Source organism: Enterobacter sp. QK-SA4 (assembly GCF_056856775.1).
On sequence record NZ_JBXFXH010000007.1, the window covers coordinates 4,148,597 to 4,167,062 of the forward strand.

Here is an 18,466-nt window from a genome sequence, read left to right on the forward strand (position 1 = left end):
CATGGGTAAATTAGCGCTAGCGGCAAAAATCACCCACGTGCCGTCGATGTACCTCTCCGAACTGCCGGGGAAAAACCACGGCTGCCGCCAGTCGGCCATCGACGGGCATAAAGAAATCAGCAAGCGCTGCCGCGAGCTGGGCGTGGACACCATCATCGTGTTCGACACCCACTGGCTGGTGAACAGCGCCTACCACATCAACTGTGCGGACCATTTTGCGGGCGTATACACCAGCAACGAGCTGCCGCACTTTATCCGCGACATGACCTACGACTACGACGGCAACCCGGAACTCGGCCAGCTGATCGCAGACGAGGCGGTGAAGCTCGGCGTGCGCGCCAAAGCGCACAACATCCCGAGCCTCAAGCTGGAGTACGGCACGCTGGTGCCGATGCGCTACATGAACGCGGATAAACACTTCAAAGTAGTCTCCATCTCGGCGTTCTGCACGGTTCACGACTTCGCCGACAGCCGCAGGCTGGGCGAGGCCATCGTCAGCGCCATTGAGAAATACGACGGCACCGTGGCGGTGCTCGCCAGCGGCTCGCTATCGCACCGCTTTATCGACGACCAGCGCGCGGAGGAAGGGATGAACAGCTACACCCGCGAGTTCGACCGTCAAATGGACGAGCGCGTGGTGAAGCTGTGGCGCGAGGGGCAATTCAAAGAATTCTGCAGCATGCTGCCGGAGTACGCCGACTACTGCTACGGCGAGGGCAACATGCACGACACGGTGATGCTGCTGGGGATGCTCGGCTGGGACCAGTACGACGGTAAGGTGGAGTTCCTCACCGAGCTGTTCGCCAGCTCCGGCACCGGCCAGGTTAACGCCGTTTTCCCGCTGCCCGCGTAAGGAGTCACCATGCCGCACTTTATTGCTGAATGTACCGACAACATCCGCGAGCAGGCGGACCTGCCGGGGCTGTTCGCCAAAGTCAACGAGGCGCTGGCCGCCACGGGCATCTTCCCCATCGGCGGCATCCGCAGCCGCGCCCACTGGCTGGACACCTGGCAGATGGCCGACGGCAGGCACGACTACGCCTTTGTGCATATGACGCTGAAGATTGGCGCCGGGCGCAGCCTGGAGAGCCGGGAAGCCGTGGGGGAGATGCTTTTTGCGCTGATCAAGGCACATTTCGCGGAGCTGATGGCCGACCGCTATCTGGCGCTGTCGTTCGAGCTCGACGAGCTGCACCCGACGCTCAATTACAAACAAAACAACGTGCACGCGTTGTTTAAGTAATACCGGCACGGCCCCCCTGTCCCTTTGGGAAAGGGTTAGGGTGAGGGGAAATCTATGCGGCCTGATGCCCTCACCCCGGCCCTCTCCCACGGGGAGAGGGAGAAAACAAACGTAAAACAGGATATCGCCATGCTCGACAAACACACTCATACCCTGATCGCCCACCGCCTGCATCAGGCGGAACAAACCCGGGAGCAGATCCGCGCGATCTCGCTGGACTACCCGGAGATCACCATTGAAGACGCCTACGCCGTTCAGCGCGAATGGGTCAGCCTGAAAATCGCCGAAGGCCGCGTGCTGAAGGGCCATAAGATCGGCCTGACCTCCAAAGCGATGCAGGCCAGCTCGCAGATTAGCGAGCCGGACTATGGCGCGCTGCTGGACGACATGTTTTTCCACGACGGCAGCGACATCCCGGTCGATCGCTTTATCGTTCCGCGCATCGAAGTGGAGCTGGCCTTCGTGCTGGCGAAACCGCTGCGCGGCCCGAACTGCACGATCTTCGACGTCTACAACGCTACGGACTACGTCATCCCCGCGCTGGAGCTGATCGACGCCCGCTGTCACAACGTTGATCCGGAAACCCAGCGCCCGCGCAAGGTGTTCGACACCATCTCCGATAACGCCGCCAACGCGGGGGTGATCCTCGGCGGCCGCCCGATTAAGCCCGACGAACTGGATCTGCGCTGGATCTCCGCTCTGCTCTACCGCAACGGCGTGATCGAAGAGACAGGCGTCGCCGCAGGCGTGCTTAACCACCCGGCGAACGGCGTGGCGTGGCTGGCGAACAAGCTGGCACCGTACGACGTGCAGCTTGAGCCCGGCCAGATTATTCTCGGCGGCTCGTTTACCCGTCCGGTGCCCGCCAGCAGAGGCGACACCTTCCACGTCGACTACGGCAACATGGGCTCCATCAGCTGCCGCTTTGTTTAGGAGAGGACCATGCAAAACGCATTCAAAGCGGCGCTGAAGGCGGGCCGCCCGCAAATCGGTTTATGGCTAGGGCTCACCAGCAGCTACAGCGCTGAGCTGCTGGCCGGGGCAGGCTTCGACTGGCTGCTGATCGACGGCGAGCACGCGCCAAACAGCGTGCAGACCGTCTTAACCCAGCTGCAGGCCATCGCGCCCTATCCCAGCCAGCCGGTGGTGCGCCCGTCGTGGAACGACCCGGTGCAGATCAAACAGCTGCTGGACGTGGGGGCGCAAACCCTGCTGGTGCCGATGGTGCAAAACGCCGACGAAGCGCGGCAGGCAGTGCGCGCCACCCGCTACCCGCCCGCGGGCATTCGCGGCGTCGGCAGCGCCCTGGCGCGCGCCTCGCGCTGGAACCGCGTCCCGGATTACCTGCAGCAGGCCAACGACGCGATGTGCGTGCTGGTACAGATTGAAACTCGCGAGGCGCTGAAAAACCTGCCGCAGATCCTGGACGTGGACGGCGTCGACGGCGTGTTTATCGGCCCGGCGGATCTGAGCGCCGACATGGGCTTTGCCGGCAATCCGCAGCACCCGGAGGTGCAGGCCGCCATCGAGCAGGCTATCGCGCAGATCCTCAGCGCGGGCAAAGCGCCCGGCATCCTGATGGCGAACGAGCCGCTGGCGAAACGCTACCTCGAGCTTGGCGCGCTGTTTGTCGCCGTCGGCGTCGACACCACCCTGCTCGCCCGCAGCGCCGAAGCGCTGGCGGCACGTTTTATCGAACAACCGGTTACGTCAGTTAATAACAATAAATCCGTCTACTAAACGTAAGATCTGGAGCGCACCATGACGACCTCTACCCTGCAAACTCATGATAATAAAGCTGTTGAACATCGCGCCATTAACAAGCTGTTCCGACGCCTGATCGTCTTTCTCTTTATCCTGTTTGTCTTTTCGTTTCTCGATCGCATCAACATCGGCTTTGCCGGGCTGACGATGGGCAAAGATCTGGGCCTTACGTCGACCATGTTTGGCCTGGCCGCGACGCTGTTTTACGTCACCTACGTGCTGTGCGGGATCCCGAGCAACATCATGCTGGCGAAGATCGGCGCGCGGCGCTGGATCGCCGGGATCATGGTGGTGTGGGGCATCGCCTCCACCTGCACCATGTTCGCCACCAGCCCTGAAACACTCTACGTCCTGCGCATGCTGGTGGGCATTGCCGAAGCGGGCTTCCTGCCGGGGATTTTGGTCTACCTCACCTGGTGGTTCCCGGCCTATCACCGCGCCCGCGCCAACGCGCTGTTTATGATCGCTATGCCGGTGACCATGATGCTCGGCTCGATCCTCTCCGGCTACATTCTGGCGATGGACGGGCTGTGGAACCTGAAGGGCTGGCAGTGGCTGTTCCTGCTCGAGGGGCTGCCGTCGGTGGTGCTCGGCGTGGTGACCTGGTTTTACCTCAACGACACGCCTGATCAGGCCACCTGGCTGGACGACGACGAAAAGCAGGCGCTGAAAACGATGATCGCCCGCGAGCAGGAGGTCGCCATCGCCCAATCCGTCACGCCGCGCTCGACGCTGCGCGAAGTGCTGACCCCGGCGGTGCTGCTCTACACGCTGGCCTACTTTTGCCTGACCAACACGCTCAGCGCCATCAACATCTGGACGCCGCAGATCCTGCAAAGCTTCAACACGGGAAGCAGCAATATCGTCATCGGCCTGCTGGCGGCGATCCCGCAGTTTTGCACCATTCTCGGGATGATCTGGTGGAGCCGACGCTCCGACAGGCTGAAAGAGCGAAAAAAGCACACCATCCTGCCGTACCTGTTCGCCGCGGCGGGATGGATGCTGGCCTCGGCCACCGATCACAGCCTGATCCAGCTGCTTGGCATCATTATGGCCTCAACCGGATCCTTTACCGCCATGGCGATATTCTGGACCACGCCGGATCGGGTGATTAGCCTGCAGTCCCGCGCCGTGGCGCTGGCGGTGATCAACGCCATCGGCAACGTCGGATCCGCCGTCAGCCCGCTGCTGATCGGCATTCTGCGTGATGCAACCGGCAGCTTCAGCTCCGGGCTGTGGTTCGTGGCCGGGCTGCTGGTGGTCGGCGCGCTGGTGTTGACGCGCATCCCGATGACGCAGCGCGAAAGCCTTGAGCGCGAGCCGGGCATCGCGGCGCAGAAGATCCACTAGGGAGCCGCCATGTGCCAGAACCCCATTACCAACATCGACATCAGCAAGGAGTACGACGAAAGTCTGGGCACCGACGACGTGCACTACCAGTCGTTCGCGCGCATGGCGGCCTTTTTTGGCCGCGACATGCAGGCGCACCGTCACGACCAGTATTTTCAGATGCACTTTCTCGATACCGGGCAGATTGAACTCCAGCTCGACGATCACCGCTACTCGGTGCAGGCCCCGCTGTTCGTCCTCACGCCGCCGTCGGTGCCGCACGCGTTTATCACCGAATCCGACAGCGACGGGCACGTGCTGACGGTTCGCGAGGATCTGATCTGGCCCCTGCTGGAGGTGCTTTACCCCGGCACGCGGGAGGCGTTTGGCCTGCCGGGGATCTGCCTCTCGCTGGCCGACAGGCCGGACGAGCTGGCGGCGCTGAAGCACTACTGGCCACTGATTGCCCGGGAATCCACGGAGCAGCTGCCGGGGCGCGAACATACTCTGGTCCTGCTGGCGCAGGCGGTGTTTACCCTGCTGCTGCGCAACGCGAAGCTCGACGACCACGCTTCAGGCGGCATGCGCGGCGAGCTTAAGCTGTTCCAGCGCTTTACCCAGCTAATAGATGCCCACTACCACCAGCACTGGACGGTGCCGGAATACGCCAGCGAGCTGCACCTGACCGAATCCCGCCTGACCGATATCTGCCGCCGCTTTGCCAACCGCCCGCCGAAGCGGCTGATCTTCGACCGCCAGCTGCGGGAGGCCAGACGCCTGCTGCTCTTCTCCGACAGCGCGGTCAGCGACATTGCCTGGCAGCTGGGGTTTAAGGACCCGGCCTATTTTGCCCGGTTTTTTAACCGCTTAGTGGGGTGCTCGCCGAGCGCGTATCGGGCGCAGAAAGTACCGGTATCGCCTGTTCCCCTCACCCCGGCCCTCTCCCAAAGGGAGAGGGAGTAACCGTCCCCTCTCCCTTTGGGAGAGGGTTAGGGTGAGGAAAATCACACTCTGCGATCTCTCGCGAAAAGTACCCGCCGTTGTCCCAATCGTCCCTTCACGTTCCGCCCCTCTCAGGCTTCAATTAAACAACAAAAACAAAACATAAATTTAACAACCCTATTCCGATACGAGGTCCCTATGAAGCCTGAAGATTTCCGCGCTGATGCCAAACGTCCGTTAACCGGCGAAGAGTATTTAAAAAGCCTGCAGGACAGCCGTGAGATTTACATCTACGGCGAGCGCGTCAAAGACGTCACCACCCATCCGGCGTTTCGCAACGCGGCGGCCTCCATCGCGCAGATGTACGACGCGCTTCACAAGCCGGACATGCAGGATACCCTCTGCTGGGGCACCGACACCGGCAGCGGCGGCTACACCCACAAGTTCTTCCGCGTGGCGAAAAGCGCCGACGACCTGCGCCAGCAGCGCGACGCCATCGCCGAGTGGTCGCGCCTGAGCTACGGCTGGATGGGCCGCACGCCGGACTACAAAGCCGCGTTCGGCTGCGCGCTCGGCGCCAACCCGGCCTTCTACGGCCAGTTCGAACAGAACGCCCGCAGCTGGTACACGCGCATTCAGGAAACCGGCCTGTACTTCAACCACGCCATCGTTAACCCGCCGATCGACCGCCACAAGCCGGCGGACGAGGTGAAAGACGTCTACATCAAGCTGGAGAAAGAGACCGACGCCGGGATCATCGTCAGCGGTGCGAAGGTGGTGGCAACCAACTCGGCGCTGACCCACTACAACATGATCGGCTTCGGCTCCGCGCAGGTGATGGGCGAAAACCCGGACTTCGCGCTGATGTTCGTCGCGCCGATGGATGCCGAAGGCGTGAAGCTGATCTCCCGCGCCTCTTACGAGATGGTGGCAGGCGCAACCGGATCGCCGTACGACTACCCGCTCTCCAGCCGCTTCGACGAGAACGACGCGATCCTGGTGATGGATCACGTGCTGATCCCGTGGGAAAACGTGCTGATCTACCGCGATTTCGACCGCTGCCGTCGCTGGACGATGGAGGGCGGCTTTGCGCGGATGTACCCGCTGCAGGCCTGCGTGCGTCTGGCGGTGAAGCTCGACTTCATCACCGCCCTGCTGAAGAAATCCCTGGAGTGCACCGGTACCCTGGAGTTCCGCGGCGTGCAGGCAGATCTCGGCGAAGTGGTGGCCTGGCGCAACATGTTCTGGGCGCTGAGCGACTCGATGTGCTCCGAAGCTACCCCGTGGGTGAACGGCGCGTATCTGCCGGATCACGCCGCGCTGCAAACCTACCGCGTGATGGCGCCGATGGCCTACGCCAAGATCAAGAACATCATCGAGCGTAACGTGACGTCCGGTCTGATCTACCTGCCGTCCAGCGCCCGGGATCTGAACAACCCGCAGATCGACCAGTATCTGGCGAAATACGTGCGCGGCTCCAACGGGATGGATCACGTCGAACGCATCAAGATTTTGAAGCTGATGTGGGACGCCATCGGCAGCGAGTTTGGCGGTCGTCACGAGCTGTACGAAATCAACTACTCCGGGAGCCAGGATGAGATCCGCCTGCAGTGTCTGCGCCAGGCGCAGAGCTCCGGCAACATGGACAAGATGATGGCGATGGTCGACCGCTGCATGTCCGAGTACGACCAGCACGGCTGGACGGTGCCGCACCTGCACAACAACAGCGATATCAACATGCTCGACAAGCTGCTGAAATAGCGCAGCGGGAGGTTGCAATGCATTCAGATGAACAACGCCTGCGTTTTCGCGACGCAATGAGCAGCCTGTCGGCTGCGGTTAATGTGGTCACCACCGAGGGCGAGGCCGGCCGCTGCGGCATTACCGCCACCGCTGTCTGTTCGGTCACGGACACCCCGCCGTCGGTTATGGTGTGCATCAACGCCAACAGCGCCATGAATCCGGTATTTCAGGGCAACGGCAGGCTGTGCGTTAACGTACTGAACCACGAGCAGGAGATCATGGCTCGCCATTTCGCCGGGATGACCAGTATGACGATGGAGGAGCGCTTTGCCCTCTCCTGCTGGCAGAAAGGGCCGCTGGCGCAGCCGGTGCTCAAGGGCGCGCTCGCCAGCCTTGAAGGCGAGATTAGCCAGGTGCAAACCATCGGCACGCATCTTGTCTACCTTGTTGAAGTTAAGAACATCATTCTGAGTGACGCGGGACACGGTCTGATCTACTTCAAGCGCCGCTTCCACCCGGTCATGCTGGAGGCGGAAGCCGCCGTGTGATCCCCCCTCGCGCTGGCCTTTTTCTTCGGCCAGCGCCGCTTTCTACAAAAACTCCTAAGGTTTCCGCTAAATCACGCCGTTATATAACCATAAGAGAAATTTTCTGTGACTGAATACTGACACCCTTTGTCAGTGCATCCGCATCATTCAGCGCATACCTAAATATACAGGATGACCTTATGGCTAAAACGACGCGGAGCCGCTCGGCTGAACGTCTGGTCGATATTCTGGTTGAGCTACATTTAAACGGTGTGGTAAACCGCAGTGCGCTAATGGAAAAATTTAAAATTACCGAGCGTACCGTCTACCGGGATTTAAATGCCCTATCTCCTATTGTTGAACATACCGGTAACGGGCTATATCGACTTATCCATTCTGCGCAATCGCCCGGCGGGCAAGGCTTACATCACACCCTTGCTAACTTCCTGAATGCTGACAGCTTTTTCCCTGAAAGAAATACGGAATTCTGGCAGAAGCTCGAAACGCGCGTTGACGAAAACCATATTCTTATTCTTGGCAATGAGGCAGAACACACGGTAGAACGTGATATTCGCCGTCATTTAACGAAAATCGAGAAATCGATTAAAAACCATAATGTTTGTCAGATCGTTTATAAGGGGAAAACCCGTCTGATTAATCCCTATAAACTCATTAACAAAAAAAATATATGGTATTTACAAGCCACCGAAAATAGCCGCCTGAAATCCTTCTCATTGAGCCAGATTAGCTGGTTTGATATTCAGAAAACGACCTTCACGCCCGAAGAAAATGTCCTTGAGCTGCTGGAGAAAAGCCTCGACCCCTGGGTTTCTGAAAATACTTTCGCAGTGAAAATATTTATCAAAGATAATATTTCACATTACTTCCTGCGCCGCGATCTTCTGCCGGAACAGGAGCTGGTGGAGGAGCAACAGGGCGGCGTCACGCTGCGCTGCCAGGCGGCGCACGAGAACCAGATCCTGCCACTGCTGTTCTACTGGCTGCCCCACATTCAGATTCTGGAACCGAACTGGCTGAAGGAAAAACTGATTAGAACCCTGGAGAACTATCTGGCCGTGGAGCGTAATCCGAATAATCAAGTGATCTCAATCACATAATTTCGCCCCCTGGCGGCGAGCCGGAACCGCTCGTCGCCCCCTTTGACCGCTCACCCGGCACTTTCAACCACTCATTCATTTACCGTCCTTTACACGCGCGAGGATCTGGCACGATCGCTCCAGCATTAATCAATACCTCCTCACAACGAACCCTGACCCTTTTTTCTTTACATAAAAAACCAGGTCTTACTATGGATACTAAAAAACTACTGAAGCACGTGCCCTGGGCCTTACTCGGGATCCTCGGCGCTTTCTGTCTGGCGGTTGTCGCATTACGCCGGGGCGAACACGTAAGCGCCCTGTGGATCGTGGTCGCGTCCGTTTCCGTCTATCTTGTTGCTTATCGCTACTACAGCTTGTACATCGCGCAGAAGGTCATGAAGCTCGACCCAACGCGCGCCACCCCGGCGGTCATTAACAATGACGGCCTGAACTACGTGCCAACCAACCGCTACGTGCTGTTTGGTCATCACTTTGCCGCTATCGCTGGCGCAGGCCCGCTGGTTGGCCCGGTGCTGGCCGCGCAGATGGGCTACCTACCGGGAACCCTGTGGCTGCTCGCCGGCGTGGTGCTGGCGGGTGCGGTGCAGGACTTTATGGTGCTGTTTATCTCTTCTCGCCGTAACGGGGCCTCTCTGGGCGAGATGGTCAAAGAAGAGATGGGCCGCGTGCCGGGGACTATCGCCCTGTTCGGCTGCTTCCTGATTATGATCATCATCCTCGCGGTGCTGGCCCTGATCGTGGTGAAAGCGCTTGCCGAAAGCCCGTGGGGTGTCTTCACCGTATGCTCAACCGTGCCGATTGCGCTGTTCATGGGTATCTACATGCGCTTCCTGCGTCCGGGACGCGTGGGCGAAGTGTCGGTGATTGGTATCGTGCTGCTGGTGGCCTCCATCTACTTCGGCGGCGTGATTGCGCACGACCCGTACTGGGGCCCGGCGCTGACCTTCAAGGACACCACCATTACCTTCGCGCTGATTGGCTATGCGTTTATCTCCGCGCTGCTGCCGGTCTGGCTGATTCTGGCCCCGCGTGACTACCTCGCGACCTTCCTCAAAATCGGCGTTATCGTCGGTCTGGCGATCGGCATCCTGGTGATTAACCCGGATCTGAAAATGCCGGCAGTGACCCAGTACATCGACGGTACCGGCCCGCTGTGGAAAGGCGCCCTGTTCCCGTTCCTGTTCATCACCATCGCCTGCGGTGCGGTCTCCGGCTTCCACGCCCTGATTGCCTCCGGTACCACGCCTAAGCTGCTGGCGAACGAGAAAGACGCGCGTCTGATCGGCTACGGCGCAATGCTGATGGAGTCCTTCGTGGCGATCATGGCGCTGGTTGCCGCGTCTATCATCGAACCGGGTCTCTACTTCGCGATGAACACCCCACCGGCGGGCCTCAGCATCACCATGCCAAACCTGCACGAAATGGGCGGTGATAACGCGGCGCTGATTATGGCGCAGCTGAAGGACGCGAGCGCACACGCGGCGGCGACCGTCAGCTCCTGGGGCTTCGTGATTTCGCCAGAGCAGATCATGCAGACGGCGAAGGACATCGGCGAACCGTCCGTGCTGAACCGCGCCGGTGGTGCACCGACGCTGGCGGTGGGTATCGCACACGTGTTCCACAAGGTGCTGCCGTGGGCGGACATGGGCTTCTGGTACCACTTCGGTATTTTGTTCGAAGCGCTGTTCATCCTGACCGCGCTGGACGCCGGTACCCGTGCGGGCCGCTTCATGCTGCAGGACCTGCTCGGTAACTTCGTGCCGTTCCTGAAGAAAACCGACTCTCTGGTAGCGGGCATTCTGGGTACTGCGGGCTGCGTCGGACTGTGGGGCTACCTGCTGTATCAGGGCGTTGTCGACCCGCTCGGCGGCGTGAAGAGCCTGTGGCCGCTGTTCGGTATCTCTAACCAGATGCTCGCAGCCGTTGCTCTGGTGCTGGGTACCGTGGTCCTCGTGAAGATGAAGCGCACCAAATACATCTGGGTAACCGTTGTTCCTGCGCTGTGGCTGCTGCTCTGCACCACCTGGGCGCTTGGCCTGAAGCTGTTCAGCGCCAACCCGCAGCTGGAAGGCTTCTTCTTCATGGCTAACCAGTACAAAGAGAAGATTGCCGCAGGCGGCGCGGACCTGACCGCGCAGCAGATTGCCAACATGAACCATATCGTGGTGAACAACTACACCAACGCGGGTCTGAGCATTCTGTTCCTGGTGGTGGTGTACAGCATCATCTTCTACGGCATCAAAACCTGGCTGAACGTTCGCAACGCCGACGGCCGTACGGATAAAGAAACCCCGTACGTGCCGGTGCCGGAAGGCGGCGTGAAGACCTCTTCACACCATTAATCCGCAATCCCAGCCCTCTCCCTTTGGGAGAGGGCTGGGATGAGGGAAACATAAGCCCAGCGGACTCACATCGCCGGGCTTTTTCTGTCTGGAACCCACAATGTTTGGTAACTTAGGCGAAGCAAAAAAATACCTCGGTCAGGCGGCGAAAATGCTGATTGGCATTCCGGACTATGACAACTACGTTGAGCACATGAAGACCAACCATCCGGATAAGCCTTACATGACCTATACCGAATTCTTCCGCGAGCGTCAGGAAGCGCGCTACGGCGGAAGTGGAGAAGGCGGCGTCCGCTGCTGCTAAAGGAGAGACCATGACCCCGATTGCCGTTACCCTGCTGACCGGTTTTCTCGGCGCCGGTAAAACCACCCTGCTGCGCCACATCCTGAACGAACAGCACGGCTTCAAAATCGCCGTCATCGAAAACGAATTCGGTGAGGTCTCCGTTGACGATCAATTGATCGGCGATCGCGCCACCCAGATCAAAACTCTGACCAACGGCTGCATCTGCTGCACCCGCTCTAACGAATTAGAAGACGCCCTGCTGGACCTGCTCGACAGCCGCGATCGCGGCGAGATCGACTTTGACCGCCTGGTGATCGAATGCACCGGCATGGCCGACCCCGGCCCGATTATTCAGACCTTTTTCTCTCACGAGATCCTCTGCCAGCGCTACCTGCTGGACGGCGTGATTGCCCTGGTGGATGCGGTTCACGCCGACGAGCAGATGAACCAGTTCACCATCGCCCAGTCTCAGGTGGGCTACGCCGACCGCATCCTGCTGACCAAAACCGACGTGGCGGGCGAAAGCGAAAAACTGCGCGAGCGCCTGACGCGCATTAACTCCCGCGCGCCGGTTTACACGGTGACGCACGGCGACATCGATCTGTCTCAGCTGTTCAACACCAACGGCTTTATGCTGGAAGAGAACGTCACCGCGAAACCGCGTTTCCACTTTATGGGAGATAAGCAAAACGACGTGGCGTCGATTGTGGTCGAGCTGGACTACCCGGTGGACATCGGCGAGGTTTCGCGCGTGATGGAAAACCTGCTGCTGTCGTTTGCCGACAAGCTGCTGCGCTACAAAGGGATGCTGTGGATTGACGGCGAGCCGAACCGCCTGCTGTTCCAGGGCGTACAGCGCCTGTACAGCGCCGACTGGGATCGCCCCTGGGGCGAGGAAGCGCCGCGCAGCGTGATGGTGTTTATAGGCATACAGCTTCCGGAAGAAGAAATTCGGGCGGCGTTTGCAGGGCTGAAGAAATAACCGCTATGCATCTCCTCTCCCCTGTGGGGCTGAGGGATCCCCGGTAATTTTTTAACCTGAAGCGATGAATGTTGCTTCAGAAAAATTAATGACTTACAGCGATGCCCTGGTCCGGCTGTAAATCGCCGAGGCGTTTCCGTAAGGCCGGGGCGAGGCGCAGGGATGCGCCGAGAGGGCGTGGCCTGCAGGGATGCAGGCTCATGCCCGACCCGATAGCCTGAAGGAGTAAGCTGAGGGTACCGCGAAGCGGCGATTTACCGCCGGGAGCCCGGGTCGCCAGGGTGGTGGCGATTGAGCCACCCTGGCACGTTCACAGGTCATGCCGTTACAGAGTAGCAAGGAACATAGAGTGAACGGAATAACCTCCACAGCCGTATGTTCCCCCTCACCCCAGCCCTCTCCCTCAAGGGAGAGGGAGCCGTCTGTGCAGGCATTATCTTGTGGGGATACCCCAGCCTTTAGCAAGAAGGGTAAACTTATTTCACCGCTTCCGGCAGCGTCACAATCCAGAGCTCGCTGTCCGACTCCGGCTTTTTCAGCGGCTTCACGCTGAGCGTGGTTTCCACCGGCTTATCATCCAGCGTCAGCTTGCCTTCCGCGTTCACCCGATAATCCTTGAGCTTCTTGCCCTCGACCGGGTTTTGCATCGCCACCTTCACGCCAAAGTCGTTATCGTTCGCCACCGCAAGCGTTTTGCTGTCGATCAGCGCCAGCCCTTCGGCCTTCTCCTGCTGCCAGCCCAGCGCGCGGAGATCGACCACCTGCGTTTTTGCCGCAAGGGTAATGCCGCGCTGCGCCAGGGTTTTCTCATCATCAAACTCCGGGTACTCGCCCGGCTTGTCGAAGGCGGTCAGGTCGCTCGCCTTGCTGAGATCCACCTTGTAGATAAGGTTACGCATGCCGTCGTTTTTATCGCTTCCCTGCTCAATCAGCAGGATGTGCTGGTCATCGAGCGCCACGATGTCGCCGATTTTGGCGTCGCTGTTTTTGCTGTAGGCCGCGCTGTCGATAGGGTAACCGTACATCGCCGTTTTCCCGGTTGCCGGGTCGAAGCTCACCAGACGCGTAAACAGCGCCTGCTTTTTGCTCTTACCGTCGATGTCCAGCGTGCTTTGCACGGCGGCGATAATCCGTCCGTCCGGCATCCGGGTCAGGCCTTCAAAGCCCCGGTTGGGCTGGCGCCATTTGATGATGTTTGGCAAACCGCCCGCGATGGATTTTTCACCTTCCGCGGCCTGCGGCCCGTGGATCGCGAGGATCTTGCCTTTACTGTCGACGTTAATCAGGAAAGGGCCGTACTCGTCGCACAGCCAGTAGCCGCCTTTCCCGTCCGGCGTGATGCCTTCCGTATCCAGTCCGCGGTTGTCACCCTTGAGCGTCTTTAAGGTATCGCTGAACGCCACTTCGTTAGTGGAGCCAATCACGCCGCTTTGCAGCGGCAGACCGTTAATTTCGCCTTTATCGTCATGCAGCGGACGGGCATCAACCGCCTCCGCTTTGCCGTTCTGGACGCGGATGGTCATCAGCAGCGGCGCGAAATCTGGCGTGACAAATATTTTGGCTTCGTTTTTACCCATTTTTGGCGCATCGGCGTTTGGACCGCGATCGGTCACGGTCGCAAAGGTCAGGGCGTCTCCCTGCTTGCCCGTAAACAGCAGGCCAGAACCAATGCCCACGGGCAGTCCGTTCGGAAACGCGCTGGCAAACGCGCCGCTGTAGCTCACGTGGGAGCCTTCAGGGAAGCTGACGACATAGCGCTCAGCAGTGGGCTGCGCCGCCAGGCCAGAGAAAGAGAGCGCACAGCCGATTAGCACAGGAATAATTTTTCTTTTCATATTGTTAGCATCCAGTTAGTGAAGCCAACAACGTAAAGAATAAACGTGTCAGAAAAATGACATGAAAAGGAAACCGGCCTGCGCGATTGAACGTATATTCATCGCTCGAAATGTAAGGCTTTGTTGTTTTGTGTGACAGGTGAAACATTTTTGGAAATTATTAGAAACCCAATTAATTCATCTCAAATCACTATCCCCACCTCGTTCAGTTTATGTTTAGTCAAAAAACTAAACGGTTCCTAAACGCTAAAAACATCCCCTGTTGACACCCCGACAATCAAACATCATTGCAACAACTTCAATAAAAAAGTTAACAATATCAGTATAAAACCGCGATTTATATCACATTTGCAGTCATTAACATCGCTTGTTAAGGTGCGCCCAGATGAATTTAATGACGAGGCATAAAACATGAAAAAACTGAATATCCTTCTTCTTTCTGCTCTGGCTGCCGTATCGGGTTCCGCACTGGCGATGGGCGGCACCGTTGAGCAGGGTAAAAACTTTACCAACCTCAATCTGGAAATGGGGAAATCCTCATCCGGTGTTTATCTCGAAAGCAACTGGCTCAAAAACACCGATGACGGTACCCAGACCGGGGGCGTGGGCGCAGGCTACAACCTGGGTCTTGGCCCGGTGATGCTGAATGCGGGTGCAAAAGCCATCTACCTCGGCCCGAAAAAAGGCGATAACGGCGTGGCGTTCCCGATTGGCGGCGGCGTAAACGTTGCCCTGACCGACAGCATCCACGTGTACGGTGAAGGCTATGTCGCACCAGAAGGCCTGAACAACAGCGTGAAAAACTATGTGGAAGCCAACGGCGGCGTAAGCTGGACGCCAATTACGCCAGTGACCCTGAAAGTGGGTTACCGCCACGTGAGCGTGGACGGTAAAGACGGTCGTCCTGGCCACACGCTGATTGACGGCGCATACGTAGGCGGTGGAGTCACCTTCTGATGAAACACCGCATGACCGCGCTTTGCGTTCTGAGCCTCACGCTGATGCTCACCGGCTGCGTCCAGTACAAATGGGTGAAACCGGGCGTCAGCGATGCTGAGATGAATAAAAAGCTCACGGAATGCGAAGCGCAGGCGCTGATCGATCTACCCCCGGATAACGTCGTGACCGGTTCGAGTTCGGAAAAAACGGACAAAAAGAACAAGAAAAAGGATATTTCCACGAGCTACACGGTTGAAGACGCGAATGAATATCGCCGGGATACGCTAGTCGACAGCTGCATGTTCAAAAGCGGCTGGGACAAGATCGAAGTGAAATAATCTCCTTTAAAAAAAACCTGCCGGATGGCAGGTTTTTTATTATCTCTTACTTACGCACCACCACCAGCTTCTGGTTCACAAACTCTTTGATCCCCAGATCCGACAGCTCGCGTCCGTAGCCGGAGCGCTTCACCCCGCCGAACGGCAGCTCCGGTGCGGTATCGGTGAGCCAGTTGATGTACACCATCCCGGTCTCAATCCGCGACGCCATTTTCTTCGCGCGCTCGATATTCTGACTAAATACCGCCCCGCCCAGGCCGTAGTGGGAGTCGTTAGCCAGCGCGACCGCCTCGTCGTCGCTTTTCACGACGTAAATCTGCGCTACCGGGCCGAAGAACTCTTCGAAATACGCCGGGTTATCGCGGGAGATATTCGTCAGGATCGTCGGTTCGAAAAAGCTCCCGTCGCGCTGTACCGGATTGCCGCCATAGTGCAGCGTCGCACCGTTTTTCACCGCCTCGTTAACCTGTTTGGTCAACGTTTCAAGCGCATCTTTCGACGACAGCGGCCCCAGCGTGGTGCTTTCGTCCAGCGGATCGCCAATCTTCACCTGCTTAAACGCCTCGGTGAATTTGCTCAGGAAGGCATCCGCAATCTTTTCATGCAGGATAAAGCGCTTCGCCGCGGTACAGACCTGCCCGGCGTTGTTGAGCCGCGCGTTAACGCCAATTTTCACGGCCTTCTCAAGGTCTGCGTCATCCAGCACCACGAACACGTCGTTACCGCCCAGCTCCAGCGTGGATTTCTTGATATGCTTCGCCGCCTGCGCGGCCACCACGCTGCCAGCCTTTTCGGAGCCGGTTAATGCGGCGCCCTGCACGCGATCGTCAGCAATGATATTCGCCACCTGCTCGGACGAAATAAACAGGTTGGTCCACGCCCCTTCCGGTGCGCCCGCCTCGCGCACCAGATGGGCAAAGGTCTCGGCGCAATGCGGTACGATGCTGGCATGCTTGGCGATGACGGGGTTCCCCGCCGCCAGGTTTGGCGCCAGCACGCGCATCAGCTGGTAGTACGGGAAGTTCCACGGCTCAACGGCCATAAGCACGCCAATCGGGTGATGCTCCACCCAGGCTTCACCGAGCTCAGAGTCGTACTTCACCGGGGCCAGGAACTGCTTCGCGTTGTCGGCGTAGTAGCGCGCGATCTGCGCGCACAGCTTCACCTCGCCGCGGCTCTGTTCGATGAGCTTACCCATCTCCTGGCTGGCGATTTTAGCCAGATCCTCCACGCGCTCGTCAATCAGATCGGCAAGCTTATGCAGCACCGGCAGGCGCTGGCTGATGTCGCCTTTCGCCCAGTCCGAATGATAAAGCGCATCGGCCGCCTTCAGCGCCGCTTCGATATCCGCGTCGGTATGCGAGGGGTATTCTTTGATGAGCTGGTTAGTGGCAGGATTTACTGTCTGATAAGCCATGTCGAATCTCCTTGTTTTACCGCTTAGGGTATTAAGGGTAGTCAACATGACTGGCTATGGACGTAAAGTTGGGTATATCCGGAAGGTTCTTAATGAAGCGCTGCCAGAGGGGTCGCTGACGTGGTATAAAAAATCTTCAGAAGGAGCGCCTATGACCGATACCCGACATATCCGCCAGACTTTTCACCGCACCTCAGGCCTTGAGCTGCGCAGCACCTGGCAGAGTACGCAGGCGTACAAACGCCACAGTCACTCTCAGCTCTCCATCGGCGCGATTGTGGAGGGCCAGACCTGCTGCGTGTGTCACGACAGAGAGTACATCCTTAACCCCGGGGACCTCATCGTGATCCCGGCCTGTGCGCCGCACAGCTGTAACCCCGTCGCCGGGCAACCGCGCAGCTACCATATGCTCTACATCGACACCGGGCTTCCGCTGGCGCTACAGGTGATTCGTAGCCCAACCCTGTTTGCCCATTACCTGGACGTTGTCGAGACCCTGTCTCCGGCATCACTGGAAACGCTGCTTTCTGCCCTTCCCCGCGCCGTGGATAACGCTGACGCGCTTCGCGCAACCAGCCAGCAGATTCAGCAGGCGTTTCTTTCCGATCTCACCTGCCCGCCTTCCCTCGACGAGCTTGCCCAACGCTTCTCGCTGCGCAAGGAGACGCTGATCCGCACCTTCAGGCAGGACACCGGCCTGACGCCGGGCAGCTTTCTCAACATCTCCCGCGTGGAATACGCTAAAGCGCGGCTGCGCGCCGGGGATGATATTGCCGACGTTGGCTACCAGAGCGGCTTTGCCGACCAGAGCCATTTTCATAAGACCTTCGTCAGCTATACCGCCGCCACGCCGCGCCAGTACGCGACGGGCCGATCAATATCAGACAATAAATAGGTTCTGCAGCGCCGTACTCTGACCTCGGATTGTTAAATGAGGTCGCTATGGAACTGTTATTCCCTTCCGCTTTTCTCGCCCTGGCGCTGGCGCATTTTGTTGCCCTGCTAAGCCCGGGCCCGGATTTCTTCCTGCTGGTGGGCTACGCCGCGCGCTATCGGCTGCGGGGTAGCGCCGGACTGTGCCTCGGCATCGCCGCGGGTAACGGGCTTTACATCCTGCTGGTGATTATCGGCTGGAGCGCGCTGCGCCAGTTTACGTGGCTGTTTACGCTGATCGAGCTTTGCGGGGCGCTGTACCTGATGTGGATCGGATCGCATCTGATTCGCAGCCGCCAGCAGTCGCTGGCGTTGAATGAAACCCACCAGCGCTTCCCGTCGCTGCAAAAGCAGATCCTGCTGGGGCTCGGTTCGGCGCTGTTAAACCCGAAGAACGCGCTGTTCTATCTGGCGCTGATGACGGCCTTGCTGGGGCCGGACGTCACGCTGCTTCAGCAGGCGACCTGCGGCGTCTGGATGGTGATGGTGGTGCTGGCGTGGGATCTGGCGCTGGTGTCGCTGATGGGGCTATCGGCGGTACAACAGAAGCTCAGCCGTTCGCTGTGGTGGATTGAGCGCACGGCGGGGGTGGTGCTGATGGGGTTTGGGGGATGGGTGCTGTGGCGATTGTGCGTTAATACTATATGACCCCGCTCCATCATTTGTATTGAAATACACATTCATGATACCCATGAATTATTGCAATCCATAAACATAAGACATTG

18 protein-coding genes are annotated in these 18,466 nt (G+C 58.7%); 16 read left to right on the top strand and 2 right to left on the bottom strand.

The window, feature by feature from the left end; genetic code table 11:
- Position 1: 1 nt before the first annotated feature.
- The 12 genes from hpaD (at position 2) to yjiA (ending at position 12,279) form a co-directional block, all read left to right on the top strand.
- Positions 2–853 carry a 3,4-dihydroxyphenylacetate 2,3-dioxygenase gene (hpaD, locus tag AC1VYI_RS21615; RefSeq protein WP_045355043.1) on the top strand — a complete coding sequence of 284 codons (852 nt, stop codon included), beginning with the start codon at positions 2–4 and terminating at the stop codon, positions 851–853.
- A gap of 9 nt (positions 854–862) precedes the next feature.
- A complete protein-coding gene (locus AC1VYI_RS21620; RefSeq protein WP_045400867.1) occupies positions 863–1,243 on the top strand; it encodes a 5-carboxymethyl-2-hydroxymuconate Delta-isomerase in 381 nt (126 codons plus the stop codon).
- 129 nt (positions 1,244–1,372) lie between these two features.
- Positions 1,373–2,176, top strand: coding sequence for a 2-oxo-hept-4-ene-1,7-dioate hydratase (gene hpaH, locus AC1VYI_RS21625; protein WP_045355040.1), 804 nt, complete (start codon positions 1,373–1,375; stop codon positions 2,174–2,176).
- A gap of 9 nt (positions 2,177–2,185) precedes the next feature.
- Positions 2,186–2,983 (top strand): 4-hydroxy-2-oxoheptanedioate aldolase, encoded by a 798-nt coding sequence (gene hpaI, locus AC1VYI_RS21630; RefSeq protein WP_134866841.1) that lies wholly within the window; start codon positions 2,186–2,188, stop codon positions 2,981–2,983.
- A gap of 21 nt (positions 2,984–3,004) precedes the next feature.
- Positions 3,005–4,357: a 4-hydroxyphenylacetate permease gene (gene hpaX, locus AC1VYI_RS21635; protein WP_134866842.1), complete on the top strand. Its 1,353-nt coding sequence runs from the start codon at positions 3,005–3,007 to the stop codon at positions 4,355–4,357.
- Positions 4,358–4,366: 9 nt separating this feature from the next.
- Positions 4,367–5,299, top strand: coding sequence for a 4-hydroxyphenylacetate catabolism regulatory protein HpaA (gene hpaA, locus AC1VYI_RS21640; RefSeq protein WP_226483417.1), 933 nt, complete (start codon positions 4,367–4,369; stop codon positions 5,297–5,299).
- 177 nt (positions 5,300–5,476) lie between these two features.
- Positions 5,477–7,039: a 4-hydroxyphenylacetate 3-monooxygenase, oxygenase component gene (hpaB, locus tag AC1VYI_RS21645; RefSeq protein ID WP_045355034.1), complete on the top strand. Its 1,563-nt coding sequence runs from the start codon at positions 5,477–5,479 to the stop codon at positions 7,037–7,039.
- Positions 7,040–7,056: 17 nt separating this feature from the next.
- Complete coding sequence (locus AC1VYI_RS21650; protein WP_047742917.1) at positions 7,057–7,569, top strand: 4-hydroxyphenylacetate 3-monooxygenase reductase subunit; 513 nt, start codon at positions 7,057–7,059, stop codon at positions 7,567–7,569.
- 179 nt (positions 7,570–7,748) lie between these two features.
- Positions 7,749–8,666 (top strand): helix-turn-helix transcriptional regulator, encoded by a 918-nt coding sequence (locus tag AC1VYI_RS21655; RefSeq protein ID WP_023310273.1) that lies wholly within the window; start codon positions 7,749–7,751, stop codon positions 8,664–8,666.
- Between the two features lie 191 nt (positions 8,667–8,857).
- Positions 8,858–11,011 carry a carbon starvation CstA family protein gene (locus AC1VYI_RS21660; RefSeq protein WP_134866843.1) on the top strand — a complete coding sequence of 718 codons (2,154 nt, stop codon included), beginning with the start codon at positions 8,858–8,860 and terminating at the stop codon, positions 11,009–11,011.
- Positions 11,012–11,111: 100 nt separating this feature from the next.
- Positions 11,112–11,315 (top strand): YbdD/YjiX family protein, encoded by a 204-nt coding sequence (locus tag AC1VYI_RS21665; RefSeq protein ID WP_003856610.1) that lies wholly within the window; start codon positions 11,112–11,114, stop codon positions 11,313–11,315.
- A gap of 10 nt (positions 11,316–11,325) precedes the next feature.
- Positions 11,326–12,279, top strand: coding sequence for a GTPase (gene yjiA, locus AC1VYI_RS21670; protein WP_023310271.1), 954 nt, complete (start codon positions 11,326–11,328; stop codon positions 12,277–12,279).
- Positions 12,280–12,755: 476 nt separating this feature from the next.
- Here the strand turns inward: yjiA and AC1VYI_RS21675 are convergent, their stop codons facing one another.
- Positions 12,756–14,114: an esterase-like activity of phytase family protein gene (locus tag AC1VYI_RS21675; protein WP_134866844.1), complete on the bottom strand. Its 1,359-nt coding sequence runs from the start codon at positions 14,112–14,114 to the stop codon at positions 12,756–12,758.
- Positions 14,115–14,525: 411 nt separating this feature from the next.
- Between AC1VYI_RS21675 and AC1VYI_RS21680 the strand changes: the two genes are divergently transcribed.
- Together AC1VYI_RS21680 and AC1VYI_RS21685 are read left to right on the top strand one after the other, a co-directional pair.
- On the top strand, positions 14,526–15,071 hold the full coding sequence (locus AC1VYI_RS21680) for a YfaZ family outer membrane protein (protein WP_023310269.1): 546 nt from the start codon (positions 14,526–14,528) through the stop codon (positions 15,069–15,071).
- Positions 15,071–15,391, top strand: coding sequence for a hypothetical protein (locus AC1VYI_RS21685; RefSeq protein ID WP_023310268.1), 321 nt, complete (start codon positions 15,071–15,073; stop codon positions 15,389–15,391). Before AC1VYI_RS21680 ends, AC1VYI_RS21685 begins: the two co-directional genes overlap by 1 nt.
- A gap of 46 nt (positions 15,392–15,437) precedes the next feature.
- On the opposite strand, the gene AC1VYI_RS21690 is transcribed toward AC1VYI_RS21685, so the two are convergent.
- Positions 15,438–16,808, bottom strand: a complete 1,371-nt coding sequence (locus AC1VYI_RS21690) for an NAD-dependent succinate-semialdehyde dehydrogenase (RefSeq protein ID WP_045357348.1) — start codon at positions 16,806–16,808, stop codon at positions 15,438–15,440.
- Positions 16,809–16,959: 151 nt separating this feature from the next.
- Here AC1VYI_RS21690 and AC1VYI_RS21695 point away from each other — a divergent pair, with 151 nt between their 5' ends.
- Both AC1VYI_RS21695 and AC1VYI_RS21700 read left to right on the top strand, forming a co-directional pair.
- Positions 16,960–17,703, top strand: a complete 744-nt coding sequence (locus tag AC1VYI_RS21695; RefSeq protein WP_045357351.1) for a helix-turn-helix transcriptional regulator — start codon at positions 16,960–16,962, stop codon at positions 17,701–17,703.
- 47 nt (positions 17,704–17,750) lie between these two features.
- Positions 17,751–18,389 carry a LysE family translocator gene (locus tag AC1VYI_RS21700; RefSeq protein ID WP_134866845.1) on the top strand — a complete coding sequence of 213 codons (639 nt, stop codon included), beginning with the start codon at positions 17,751–17,753 and terminating at the stop codon, positions 18,387–18,389.
- The last annotated feature ends 77 nt before the right edge of the window (positions 18,390–18,466 follow it).

Bases quoted from the DNA above. Each gene is read 5' to 3' on its own strand.
- hpaD (WP_045355043.1), top strand. From the start codon at position 2: ATGGGTAAATTAGCGCTAGCGGCAAAAATCACCCACGTGCCGTCGATG.
- AC1VYI_RS21620 (WP_045400867.1), top strand. From the start codon at position 863: ATGCCGCACTTTATTGCTGAATGTACCGACAACATCCGCGAGCAGGCG.
- hpaH (WP_045355040.1), top strand. From the start codon at position 1,373: ATGCTCGACAAACACACTCATACCCTGATCGCCCACCGCCTGCATCAG.
- hpaI (WP_134866841.1), top strand. From the start codon at position 2,186: ATGCAAAACGCATTCAAAGCGGCGCTGAAGGCGGGCCGCCCGCAAATC.
- hpaX (WP_134866842.1), top strand. From the start codon at position 3,005: ATGACGACCTCTACCCTGCAAACTCATGATAATAAAGCTGTTGAACAT.
- hpaA (WP_226483417.1), top strand. From the start codon at position 4,367: ATGTGCCAGAACCCCATTACCAACATCGACATCAGCAAGGAGTACGAC.
- hpaB (WP_045355034.1), top strand. From the start codon at position 5,477: ATGAAGCCTGAAGATTTCCGCGCTGATGCCAAACGTCCGTTAACCGGC.
- AC1VYI_RS21650 (WP_047742917.1), top strand. From the start codon at position 7,057: ATGCATTCAGATGAACAACGCCTGCGTTTTCGCGACGCAATGAGCAGC.
- AC1VYI_RS21655 (WP_023310273.1), top strand. From the start codon at position 7,749: ATGGCTAAAACGACGCGGAGCCGCTCGGCTGAACGTCTGGTCGATATT.
- AC1VYI_RS21660 (WP_134866843.1), top strand. From the start codon at position 8,858: ATGGATACTAAAAAACTACTGAAGCACGTGCCCTGGGCCTTACTCGGG.
- AC1VYI_RS21665 (WP_003856610.1), top strand. From the start codon at position 11,112: ATGTTTGGTAACTTAGGCGAAGCAAAAAAATACCTCGGTCAGGCGGCG.
- yjiA (WP_023310271.1), top strand. From the start codon at position 11,326: ATGACCCCGATTGCCGTTACCCTGCTGACCGGTTTTCTCGGCGCCGGT.
- AC1VYI_RS21675 (WP_134866844.1), bottom strand. From the start codon at position 14,114: ATGAAAAGAAAAATTATTCCTGTGCTAATCGGCTGTGCGCTCTCTTTC.
- AC1VYI_RS21680 (WP_023310269.1), top strand. From the start codon at position 14,526: ATGAAAAAACTGAATATCCTTCTTCTTTCTGCTCTGGCTGCCGTATCG.
- AC1VYI_RS21685 (WP_023310268.1), top strand. From the start codon at position 15,071: ATGAAACACCGCATGACCGCGCTTTGCGTTCTGAGCCTCACGCTGATG.
- AC1VYI_RS21690 (WP_045357348.1), bottom strand. From the start codon at position 16,808: ATGGCTTATCAGACAGTAAATCCTGCCACTAACCAGCTCATCAAAGAA.
- AC1VYI_RS21695 (WP_045357351.1), top strand. From the start codon at position 16,960: ATGACCGATACCCGACATATCCGCCAGACTTTTCACCGCACCTCAGGC.
- AC1VYI_RS21700 (WP_134866845.1), top strand. From the start codon at position 17,751: ATGGAACTGTTATTCCCTTCCGCTTTTCTCGCCCTGGCGCTGGCGCAT.